An 11,660-nucleotide genomic window follows, 5' to 3' on the forward strand; every position below is an offset into this window, starting at 1 on the left:
ATGAAGTGCGCCTGGCTGTTGATTGCCGCCTTGCTGCTCGGCGCCTGTGAGCAAGCGCGTACGCCCCTGTATCTGCCCAGCAGTGAAGACTATCCGCACAAGCTCAGCGCCTGGGGTGTGCTGCAACAGCTTGACGGCCAGTTGCAGCCAGTCGAAGGTGTACAGCCCTACGATCTGAATACGCCGCTGTTTACCGATTATGCGCACAAGCTGCGTACGATCTGGCTGCCCGAAGGGAGACATGCTCGCTATGCCGAAGCACGTTTCGATTACCCCGTTGGCACCGTGCTGAGCAAAACCTTCTACTACCCGATCGATGCCCAGGGCCGGTTGCAACGCAGCGAGCAGCACGATGCCGAGGCGGTGGAACTGAAGCGGGTACGGCTGATCGAGACGCGCATCCTGCTACGTCAGGAACAGGGCTGGGTCGCCCTTCCTTACATCTGGGACGAGGCGCAACGCGAGGCCACGCTGGACTGGGCAGGCGCCAGCTTCGATCTGCAACTGCATGATGAAACTGGCGAGGTGCTGGCGGTCGACTATCAGGTGCCCGATGCCAACCAGTGTGCGGGCTGTCACGAGGAGCAGGCGGGCAAGGGCGTACAACCTCTGGGGCCGAAGGCGCGTCATCTGAACAAGGGTTTCGCCTATGCCGATGGAGCGGCCAACCAGTTGTTGCACTGGCAGGGTATCGGTTTTCTGCAAGGCGTTCCGGCTGACATGGCCAGCGTTCCACGCAACGCCCTGTGGGGCGCGCCGCGTGAAGGGGAGAGTCTGGAGCATCAGGCGCGTAGTTATCTGGATGCCAACTGCTCGCACTGCCATAACCCCGAAGGGCCGGGGCGTACCTCAGGTTTGTATCTCGATCCGGCTACGCCGCTGAGCATCGCCTATGGTCTGTGCAAGCAACCCGTGGCCGCGGGCAAGGGCTCCGGTGATCGCCTGGTGGACATTCATCCCGGTGCGCCGGAAAAATCGGTGCTGAGCTTCCGCCTGCACAGCACCGATCCCAGCATCATGATGCCCGAGCTGGGCCGCTCCACCTCCCACCGCGAAGGGCTGGAGGTGATCGACCGCTGGATCGCCAGTCTCGACGGCGAGTGCTGAAGTCGCGCTTAATTATCATCAGTGCTGCCGACGCCTGCTCTATAGTTGTGCATCCATCCGAGCTTGGTGCGGACAATGCCCTAATAAGGTGCTTGTGGGGTGCGGCACGCTGGGAAACAAGCGGGTTGCCTCTGGCATAAGTCTTGCGCTGCACTGAGTATCGTCCAGGCTAGCAGGAGGCCGCCGTGTCGATTCATGTCGCGCTGCACCACGTCACCCACTACCGCTACGACCGTGCGGTGAACCTTGGGCCACAAGTCGTACGTTTGCGGCCGGCGCCGCACAGTCGCACACGCATCCTTTCCTATGCGCTGAAGGTCGAACCGGGCCAGCACTTCATCAACTGGCAGCAAGACCCGCAGGGCAACTACCTGGCGCGCCTGGTGTTTCCCGAAAAGACTCGGGAGTTCAAGGTCGAGGTCGACCTGGTCGCCGAGATGGCGGTGTTCAACCCCTTCGACTTCTTCCTCGAACCCTACGCCGAGCGCATTCCCTTCGCTTACACCGAGGGCGAGCAGCGCGAGTTGGCGCCGTACCTGGTTAAGCTGCCGGCCACGCCGCTGTTCGCCAAGTACCTGGCCGGCATTTCCCGCGAGCCGGTGCCCAGCATCGATTTTCTGGTCGAGCTGAACCAGCGCCTGTCGGCTGACATCCGCTACCTGATCCGCATGGAACCGGGCGTGCAGACGCCGGAACAGTCGCTCGAGCTGGCCGCTGGTTCGTGCCGCGACTCGGCCTGGCTGCTGGTGCAACTGTTGCGTCACCTGGGTCTGGCGGCGCGCTTCGTCTCTGGCTACCTGATCCAGCTCACCGCCGACGTCAAAGCTCTCGACGGCCCCTCCGGCACCGACAAGGACTTCACCGACCTGCACGCCTGGTGCGAGGTGTACCTGCCTGGCGCCGGCTGGGTCGGTCTCGACCCGACTTCAGGCCTGTTTGCCGGCGAAGGCCACATTCCTCTGGCGTGCAGCCCGGAGCCATCCTCGGCGGCGCCGATCACCGGCGGGCTGGACGAGTGCGAGGTGGAGTTCGAGCACCTGATGAGCGTCGAGCGGGTGTGGGAGGCGCCGCGCGTCACCAAGCCTTACAGCGAGGCGCAGTGGCAGGCGATCCAGGCACTGGGCCGGCAGATCGACGATGACCTGCACAAGCACGACGTGCGCCTGACCATGGGCGGTGAACCGACCTTCGTCGCCCTCGATTACCCCGATGACGACGAGTGGAACACCGCCGCGCTCGGGCCGAACAAGCGGCGCCTGGCTGCCGACCTGTTCTATCGCCTGCGCAGTCACTATGCACCCAAGGCGCTGGTGCACTTCGGCCAGGGCAAGTGGTACCCCGGCGAGCAGTTGCCGCGCTGGTCACTGAACTGCTTCTGGCGCCGCGATGGTGAACCGCTGTGGCATGACCCCAGGCTGCTGGCCGATGAGAAGCGTGGCTATGGCGCTAGCGCCGAAACCGCCGCGCGCTTTCTCGCCACGCTGGCAGCGCATCTGGAAGTGGATGCCGGTAACGTTTTCCCGGCCTACGAGGACTGGTTCTATTACCTGTGGCGCGAGCGCAAGCTGCCGGACAACGTCACCCCGGATGACCCGCGCCTGAGCGACCCGCTGGAGCGTGAGCGCCTGCGCAAGGTGTTCGACCAGGGCCTCGAGAACGTGGTCGGCCATGTGCTGCCATTGGCACGCCAGGTGGTGGGCGAGGGCTGGCAGAGCGGGCGCTGGTTCCTGCGCGACGAGCATTGCCGCCTGCTGCCCGGTGACTCGGCGCTGGGCTATCGCCTGCCGCTGGATTCGCTGCCCTGGGTCAGTCAGGCCGACTACCCCTATGTCAATCCGGTCGACCCCAGTCAGGCGCTGCCGCCGTTGCCCAGCCCGGCGCAGATCCAGCGTCAACTGCGCGGTGTCTGGCGCGGCGCGAGTGCCGGCCCGCAGAGCGCGCGTCCGGCCAGCGGGCAATCGGCTGCCGGCATCGTGCGCACCGCACTGTGCGCCGAGCCGCGCGAGGGGCGCCTGTACCTGTTCATGCCGCCGCTGAGCCATCTCGAAGACTATCTGCAGCTGGTCGCAGCCATCGAGGCAGTGGCGGCCGAGCTCAAGTGTCCGGTGTTGCTGGAGGGCTACGAGCCGCCGCTGGACCCGCGCCTGCAGTACTTCCGCGTCACCCCCGATCCGGGCGTGATCGAGGTGAACATCCACCCAGCCGCAAGCTGGGATGAGCTGGTCGAGCGCTGCGAATTTCTCTACGAGGCAGCGCGGCAGTCGCGCCTGTCCAGCGAGAAGTTCATGATCGACGGGCGCCACACTGGCACCGGCGGCGGCAACCACTTCGTCCTCGGCGGCGCCACGCCGGGGGATTCGCCCTTCCTGCGTCGCCCCGACCTGCTGCGCAGCCTGATCAGTTACTGGCACAACCATCCGTCGCTGTCCTACCTGTTCAGCGGTCTGTTTATCGGCCCGACCTCGCAGGCGCCGCGCGTGGACGAGGCGCGCAACGATGCCTTGTACGAACTGGAGATCGCTTTCGCGCAGATGCCCGAGCCGGGCCGCGACTGCCCGCCCTGGCTGGTCGATCGGCTGCTGCGCAACCTGCTGGTGGATGTCACCGGCAACACCCATCGCGCCGAGTTCTGCATCGACAAGCTGTACTCGCCGGACTCGGCCAGCGGTCGCCTCGGCCTGCTCGAGCTGCGCGCCTTCGAGATGCCGCCGCACGCGCAGATGAGCCTGGCCCAGCAACTGCTGCTGCGTGCGCTGATCGCGCGTTTCTGGCAGGAGCCCTACCACCCGGCGAAGCTGGTGCGCTGGGGTACCGAGTTGCATGACCGCTACCTGCTGCCGCATTTCGTCGAGCAGGATTTCGCCGACGTGCTGCAGGAGTTGGGCAGCTTCGGTTATCGCCTGCGCAGCGAATGGTTCGCCCCGCATCTGGAGTTCCGTTTCCCCAAAGCCGGCGATTTCGTGGTCAAGGGCATCGATCTGGAGCTGCGCCAGGCGCTGGAGCCCTGGCACGTGCTGGGCGAGGAGGGCGCAGTCGGCGGCACCGTGCGTTACGTCGACTCGTCGCTGGAGCGCATGCAGGTGAAGGTGAACGGCATGGCGCCGGATCGCTACGTGCTGACCTGCAACGGCGTGCCGGTGCCGTTGCGCCCGACCGGCAAGGTTGGCGAGTTCGTCGGTGGTGTGCGTTTCCGCGCCTGGCAACCGGCCAGTTGCCTGCAACCGACCATTGGCGTGCATGCGCCGCTGGTGTTCGACCTCATCGACACCTGGATGCAGCGCTCGCTGGGCGGTTGCCAGTATCATGTGGCGCATCCGGGCGGTCGCAACTACGACAGCCTGCCGGTCAACGCCTACGAGGCCGAGAGCCGGCGCCTGGCACGCTTCTTCCGCCTGGGCCATAGCCCAGGCAAGCGCCCTGTCATGCAGCCGATAGACAATAATGAACTGCCGATGACCCTGGATCTGCGTCGCGCCTGACGTCGATTCCATCTGTGGGAGGGGCTTTAGCCGCGAGCTGTCGCCGCTGAAGCGCCTCCCACGGATGCGGTATCAAACTGCATCACGCTGCACCGCCTTGCCACTGCCGAGCCTGCCATGCACGACCTGCTAGCCGATTACCCGCCGCCTAACGGTGCCTACCACGAACTGCTCGACGCCAAGGGCAACGTGCGCCCGCATTGGCGCCGCCTTTATGAACAACTGGCACGCAGCCGCCCGGAGCACCTGGCGCAGCGCGAGGCCATGCTGGCGCGGCAGATCCAGGAAAACGGCGTTACCTACAACGTCTACGCCGACCCCGACGGCGCCGACCGACCCTGGGAACTGGACCTGCTGCCCAACCTGATACCGGCTGACGAGTGGCAGCAGATCGCTGCTGGCGTGGCGCAGCGCGCGACCCTGCTCAACCGCGTGCTGGCCGATCTCTACGGCCCGCAGAAGCTGATCGCCGAAGGCCTGCTGCCGACCGAGCTGGTGTTCGGCCACAACAACTTCCTCTGGCCCTGCCAGGGCATGCAGGCGCCTGGAGGCACCTGGCTGCACCTGTACGCGGTGGATCTGGCGCGGGCGCCGGACGGGCGCTGGTGGGTTACGGCCGACCGTACCCAGGCACCCTCTGGTGCCGGTTATGCGTTGGAGAACCGGCAGATCGTCTCGCGTGCCTTCCCCGAGCTGTACCGCGACCTGCGCGTGCAGTACCTGGCCAGCTTCTTCCGTACCCTGCAGGACACCCTGGCACGCCAGGCGCCGAGCGGTGGCGAGACGCCGCTGGTGGTGCTGTTGACGCCGGGGCGCTTCAACGAAAGCTATTTCGAGCACCTGTACCTGGCGCGTCAGCTCGGCTACCCGCTGGTCGAAGGCAGCGACCTGACCGTGCGCGATGCCACCCTCTACCTCAAGACCCTGGCCGGCCTGCGCCGTGTGCACGCGGTGCTGCGCCGCCTTGACGACGACTATTGCGACCCGCTGGAGCTGCGCACCGATTCCGCCCTCGGCGTGCCCGGCCTGCTCGAAGCCGTGCGCCGTGGTCGCGTGCTGGTGGCCAATGCTCTGGGCAGCGGCGTGCTGGAGTCGCCCGGCCTGCCCGGTTTCTTGCCGGCGATCAGCGAGCACCTGTTGGGTGAGGAGCTGCTGCTGCCGTCCATCGCCAGTTGGTGGTGCGGTGAGCCGCCGGTGCTGGACGAGGCGCTGGAGAAGCTCGACCAGTTGCTGGTGCGTCCGGCGTTCCCCTCGCAGAGCTTCACGCCGGTGTTCGGTCGTGACCTGGACGAGGCGCAGCGCACCAAGCTGGCCGAACGGCTGCAGGCACGCCCCTACGCCTATGTCGCGCAAGCGCGGGCCAAGCTGTCGCAGGCACCGGTGTGGGATGGCAGCGGTTTGCAGCCGCGGGCCATCGGCATGCGCGTATTCGCCGTGGCCAGTGCCGATGGCTACCGGGTGATGCCCGGAGGCCTGACCCGCGCGGCCGCTGAGGCCGATGCGGAGGTGGTATCGATGCAGCGCGGCGGGGCGAGCAAGGACACCTGGGTGCTCGGCACGCGGCAGAGCGGCGGCGAGCCCTGGCAGACGCAACGCACCCTGGGCACTGCCGACCTGGTGCGCAGCGACCCCTTCCTGCCCTCACGCGTGGTGGAGAACCTGTACTGGTTTGGTCGTTACGCCGAGCGCTGCGAAGGCAATGCGCGCCTGCTGCGTATCATGCTGGCGCGCTACGTCGATGATGATGACGACCCGCAGGCGCTGCAGAGCGCGTTGGCATTGGCGCAGGATTTGGGACTGCTGGCAGATCCCGAGGAAGGTGAACTGGCCGAGCGTCTGCTGCAGGCGCTGCTGGGCAGCGACTGGCCGGCCAGCCTGCGCTCCAATCTGCAGCGCTTGCAGTGGGCCGCTGGCAGCGTGCGCGGCAAGCTGTCCCAGGCCAACTGGCAGGCGCTGGTGGAATTGCAGCGCGAGGCGCAGTTGCTTGAAGGTCAACCGGCCGACTTCGGTGAACTGCTGGATTTTCTCAACCGCCTGCTGATGTCGCTGGCGGCGCTGTCGGGCTTCGCCCTCGACGACATGACCCGCGACGACGGCTGGCGCTTTCTCATGCTCGGCCGCTATATCGAGCGTTTGCAGTTTCTCTGCGACAGCTTCGCCGGCTTCCTGCGCAGCGGTTCGGCTACCGACCAGTCGGCGCTGGAATGGCTGCTGGAACTGGGCAACAGCAGCATCACCTACCGCACCCGTTACCTGGCCTCGGCGCAGTTGATTCCGGTACTCGACCTGTTGCTGCTCGATGAGCAGAACCCGCACGCCGTGATCTTTCAGATGCGCACCCTGCTGCGTTCGCTGGAAGGGCTCAACGAACGTTTCGAGCTGCCAGCCGAGCGCTACCTGGTCTATCTGGAGCAGCAGCTCACCGCCTTCAGCCTAGCCAGCCTGGAAAACCCATTGTTCGGCCCCGGTAGCACTCGGGCGGTGCTTGAAGGCCTGGCCGATTTGCTGGTGGCCATCAGTGAGGCCGCCGGCGCGGTCTCCGATCATCTCGGGCTGCGTTTCTTCGCCCATGTCGATGTCAGCCAGCGGACGCAATCCTCATGAGCAGCGCGTTGTATCAGGTGCTTCACGACACCCATTACCGATACTCGGCGCCGGTTTCCCTGGCCCAGCAGCTGGCGCACCTGTGGCCGCGTGACTGCCCCTGGCAGCGCTGCCACGAGCAGGAGCTGCGCATCGACCCGCAGCCCTGCCAGCGCCGCGACGGCCTGGACGTGTTCGGCAACCCACTGACTCGGCTGGTGTTCGAGCGCCCGCATGAGCAGCTCAGCGTCAGCGCACGGTTGCGCGTCGAGGTGCTCACGCGTGTGCCGTTGGAGCTGGACGACTCGCCGAACTGGGAGGCTGCGTGCGCCGCGCTCAGCTACAGCGGCAAACGGATGGAGCCTGCATTGCTGGAGGCAGCACGCTACCGTTTCGAGTCGCCCTACGTGCGTCTCAAGCAGGTATTCGCCGACTACGCCGACGATTGCTTCACGCCGGGGCGCCCGCTGCTGCAGGCATGTCAGGCGCTGATGCAGAAGATTTTCGACGAGTTCAGTTTCGATGCCGAAGCCACTCAGGTGGCGACGCCGCTGCTGCAGGTGCTGGAGGAAAAGCGCGGGGTCTGCCAGGACTTCGCCCACCTGATGCTCGCCTGCCTGCGCTCGCGTGGCCTGGCGGCGCGCTACGTCAGCGGCTACCTGCTGACCCAGCCACCACCCGGCCAGCCACGCCTGATCGGCGCGGATGCCTCGCACGCCTGGGTGTCGCTGTATTGCCCGCGGCAGGGTTGGGTGGATTTCGATCCGACCAACAACGTGCGTCCGGCACTGGAGCACATCACCCTGGCCTGGGGCCGGGATTTCTCCGACGTGTCGCCGTTGCGAGGGGTGATTCTGGGGGGCGGCAGCCACGACCCGGACGTGCAGGTGACGGTGCTGCCGCTGGGATGAGGTTCGTGGGAGGGCGCGACAGGCGCATCTCCCACGGTTTGTGGTGGCCTCAGTCGACCAGGGCCAGACTGCCTTTCATCAGCGAGTAGTGGCCAGGGAAGGAGCAGAAGAAGCTGTAGTCTTCGCCTGCCGCCAGCTTGCTGACATCGAAGGTTACCGAAGTGCTTTCGCCACCGCCGATCAGATCGGTATGGGCGATCACACGCTCGTCGCCGGCCTTGAGGTAGCTGGCATCAGGGCCGGCAGAGATGCCGTCGGTGGCCACGCCGGGCATGTCGGCGGTCTTGCTCAGCACCCAGTTATGGCCCATCGCGGTCTTGGGCAGCGAGCCGGTGTGCTTGAGGTTGACGGTGAAGGTCTTGCAGCTCTTGCTGACGGAGATGGCCTGGGTGTTGAAGGTCATCTGATCGGTCGACTCGACATCTACCGCGCATTCGGCAGCCAGAAGCGGTGTGCTGGCAAGTCCGAGCAGCGCCAGCAGGGCAACGTTACGCAACATCTTGATTCCTCCAGTTTCTGATAACCCGGTCAGGTCTGAAGAGACTCGCACAGCTGCCTGCGCTTATGGATGCGACCGAACGCCACGCCTGGTTATCCAGAAAAGCTGTGGATAATTCTGTGGGGAAGCTCTGTGATGCCAGCTCGAGGCCTGTTTCCGCGGGCTTTCTGGGTATCTGGTCAGCTTTTGCCCAGGACACCTGCTCGCCACTGAAAAATGCTTTGAAATGAATTGCTTGAGCGAGAAGTCAAGGCTTCTGAGCATGTCTGGACAGCCACTGGCCGGTTATCCACGAAAGCCGTGGAGCAAGCTGTGGATAAGCTTGGGGAAAGCCGGCCTCGACTGCGCCCGGCAAGGGGCGCAGACGATTGATGAGAAAGTGAGCGTTTTCTTAAGCGGACTGCGGTTTGCGCAGGGCCTGCCACAGGCGTGTGGCGAGGCTGACCAGCGGTACGCTGAGCAAGCCGGCGACGACACCCAGCAGGGCATTGAGCAGCGTCGGCACTATCGCCGAGAGCAGGAGGCCGGCGTCGCGCGCGACCCATTCGGCGGCGTGATGCACGGCGCTTTCCACCGGCGGCAGGCCATGACTGAGAATGCCGCCGCCGACCATGAACATGGCTGCTGTGCCGATCACCGACAATGCCTTCATCAGCCAGGGGGCCAGGCGCAGGATGCCGCGGCCGCAGGCCTGCGCGAGGGCGCTGGTGCGCTGGCTGAGGTAGAGCCCGGCGTCGTCGAGCTTGACGATGCCGGCCACCAGGCCATAGACGCCGACGGTCATCAGCAGAGCGATGCCGCTGAGCACCAGTACCTGATTGAGAAAGCTGGCGGTGGCGACGGTGCCGAGGGTGATGGCGATGATCTCGGCCGACAGTACGAAATCGGTACGCACCGCACCACGGATCTTGTCGCGCTCGAATGCCACCAGGTCCACCTGCGCATCGGCGATGGCCGCCAGGTGTGCCTGTTGTTCGTCATCCTCATGCTTGTGCAGCAGTTTGTGCAGCAGCTTCTCGGCGCCTTCGTAGCAGAGGAACAGACCACCGAGCATCAACAAGGGCACCACCAGCCAGGGCGCCACGGCGCTGATCAGCAGCGCCGCCGGCACCAGGATCGCCTTGTTGACCAGCGAGCCCTTGGCTACGGCCCAGACCACCGGCAGTTCGCGATCCGCCTTGACCCCGGTGACCTGCTGGGCATTTAGTGCGAGGTCGTCGCCCAGTACACCGGCGGTCTTGCGCGCGGCGATCTTGGTCATGGTGGCGACGTCGTCGAGTACCGTGCTGATGTCGTCGATCAGGGCGAGCAGGCTGCTTCCGGCCATGTTGCGGCTTCCATGAGAGAGAGAAGCCGCAGAGCGTAGCATTGTGTTACATGTCTGCGTACAGGTTCAGACGGGCGCGCGATCTACCCACTTCGGCGCCGCGCTGGGGCGCCATTCGCTGAGGGCATCGAGCAGGTTCTGCGGGTTGCCTGCGATCTGCAGCATCTCGCGGTGCTGTGGGCGAACGAAGCGCTCGGCGACCAGATGATCGAGGAAGTCGCCGAGTTTGCTGTAAAAACCGTTCACCTCCAGCAGGCCCAGCGGTTTGGCGTGGTAACCCAACTGGCCCCAGGTCCACACCTCGAACAGCTCTTCCAGGGTGCCGAGGCCGCCGGGCAGGGCGATGAAGGCATCTGACAGCTCGGCCATGCGCGCCTTGCGTGCATGCATGCCGTCCACCACTTCCAGGCAGGTCAGGTTGCGATGGCCGATCTCGGCGCGCTCCAGGCTTTGCGGGATGATACCGATCACTTCGCCACCGGCGTTCAACGCCGCATCGGCGACCACACCCATCAGGCCGACGGCGCCGCCACCATAGATCAGGCGAATGCCGCGCTCGGCCAGGTGCTGGCCGAGCGCTTCGGCAGCCTCGCGGTAAACGGGACTGGCGCCAGGGCTGGCACCACAGAAGACACAGACACTATGCAGGGACATGCAACGACTCCTTGGGCAAATAAGCCAAGGGTAACCAGCCGCTGCGTTCGCACCAAGTATCAGTGCCGCGTATCAATGCCGCAGGTGGCGCAGGCGTAACTGGCGAGCAATTGCTTGAGCAGATCGTTGAGGTACATGGCGCGGCTTCCTGACGCGGGGACATGTGGTTCAGGCTAGTCCCGTTGCTGGCGCCGCGCCGTTAGATTGTTTCGATGATGGCAATAGTCGCGGCTCGCTCAGACCAGTTCCATCGCACTCATCCCGGCCAGACCCAGCAGCACCACGCCGCAGGCTGCGTAAGTCAGGCGGTGCCAGAGCAGCGACGCGGCGCGGCGAAACCAGTCCACCAGGCCGGCGCAGATGAAGCACCAGAGCAGCGAGGACACCATGAAGCCGGCGAAGAACACCGCCAGGTGCGTCGGCGTTGGCTGGGCAACGCCGATGGCCGCCATCGCCCCGCCCATGGCGGCCCAGTAGACGATGTTCTGCGGGTTGGTCAGCGACAGCGCAGCGCCAGCGGCGAATGCGCCTCCGGCCGCGACCTGACCATCGTCGCTGGGTTGCGGCGGGCGATGGGCGTCGCGCAGCGACTGGTAGCCGAGCCAGGCCAGATACAGTGCGCTGGCCAGGGTCAGCGGGTAACGAATCTGTGCGCTGTCGAGCAGCAGCGCCAGGCCGGTCAGGCCCAGGGCGGCCCAGGTAGCATCGCCCACCAGCGAGCCGATCTGTACCAACAATGCCGGTTTGTAGCCGTCACGCAGCCCGCGGCGCAGGGTTTCGCTGAAAACGGCACCTGGCGCGGCGTTGAAGACGAAGCCGAGGAGCATGGCGGCGAGGAAGAAACTGAACATGAAGTATCCTTACAAGAAGAGGCAGGGCAGGGAAGCGTGAGGTTCATAGCAGGTGGCGTGCCAGACGCCGATAATAAAGTTTTCCACGGGGTCTGTGGGTATCTCTGTGGATAAGCTGGTGGTGCTCCTCTGCTGGCCTCGTCATGCGTTGCTCCGGCCATGCTGACGAATATTTGAGCAACGGAGTTTTTCCTTTGTACACAGTGGGTTGACAGTTTGAAGGGATTTTTTAGGGCTGTTGTTGGTTGT

8 protein-coding genes are annotated in these 11,660 nt (G+C 65.2%); 4 read left to right on the top strand and 4 right to left on the bottom strand.

The genetic code is table 11. The features are described 5' to 3' along the window. The 4 genes from JWV26_RS14110 (at window position 1) to JWV26_RS14125 (ending at window position 8,080) form a co-directional block, all read left to right on the top strand. Window positions 1–1,107, top strand: a complete 1,107-nt coding sequence (locus JWV26_RS14110) for an SO2930 family diheme c-type cytochrome (RefSeq protein WP_206417121.1) — start codon at window positions 1–3, stop codon at window positions 1,105–1,107. A gap of 185 nt (window positions 1,108–1,292) precedes the next feature. After that, entirely contained in the window at window positions 1,293–4,586 is a 3,294-nt protein-coding gene (locus tag JWV26_RS14115) for a transglutaminase family protein (RefSeq protein WP_206417122.1), read from the top strand. Between the two features lie 117 nt (window positions 4,587–4,703). Then, window positions 4,704–7,190 carry a circularly permuted type 2 ATP-grasp protein gene (locus JWV26_RS14120; RefSeq protein WP_206417123.1) on the top strand — a complete coding sequence of 829 codons (2,487 nt, stop codon included), beginning with the start codon at window positions 4,704–4,706 and terminating at the stop codon, window positions 7,188–7,190. Beyond that, window positions 7,187–8,080: a transglutaminase family protein gene (locus JWV26_RS14125; RefSeq protein ID WP_072423256.1), complete on the top strand. Its 894-nt coding sequence runs from the start codon at window positions 7,187–7,189 to the stop codon at window positions 8,078–8,080. Before JWV26_RS14120 ends, JWV26_RS14125 begins: the two co-directional genes overlap by 4 nt. A 49-nt stretch (window positions 8,081–8,129) precedes the next feature. Here the strand turns inward: JWV26_RS14125 and azu are convergent, their stop codons facing one another. From azu to JWV26_RS14145, 4 genes are all read right to left on the bottom strand, one after another. Beyond that, window positions 8,130–8,579 (bottom strand): azurin, encoded by a 450-nt coding sequence (gene azu, locus JWV26_RS14130; RefSeq protein WP_017678694.1) that lies wholly within the window; start codon window positions 8,577–8,579, stop codon window positions 8,130–8,132. A gap of 391 nt (window positions 8,580–8,970) precedes the next feature. Next, window positions 8,971–9,906, bottom strand: coding sequence for a DUF808 domain-containing protein (locus tag JWV26_RS14135; protein WP_206417124.1), 936 nt, complete (start codon window positions 9,904–9,906; stop codon window positions 8,971–8,973). Window positions 9,907–9,972: 66 nt separating this feature from the next. Further along, complete coding sequence (locus JWV26_RS14140; RefSeq protein WP_093048431.1) at window positions 9,973–10,560, bottom strand: LOG family protein; 588 nt, start codon at window positions 10,558–10,560, stop codon at window positions 9,973–9,975. A gap of 236 nt (window positions 10,561–10,796) precedes the next feature. Then, window positions 10,797–11,411 carry a LysE family transporter gene (locus JWV26_RS14145; RefSeq protein ID WP_074913825.1) on the bottom strand — a complete coding sequence of 205 codons (615 nt, stop codon included), beginning with the start codon at window positions 11,409–11,411 and terminating at the stop codon, window positions 10,797–10,799. Between the last annotated feature and the right edge of the window lie 249 nt (window positions 11,412–11,660).

The sequence above is a fragment of the Ectopseudomonas toyotomiensis genome (genome assembly GCF_017167985.1).
GTDB classification, from domain to species: domain Bacteria; phylum Pseudomonadota; class Gammaproteobacteria; order Pseudomonadales; family Pseudomonadaceae; genus Aquipseudomonas; species Aquipseudomonas toyotomiensis.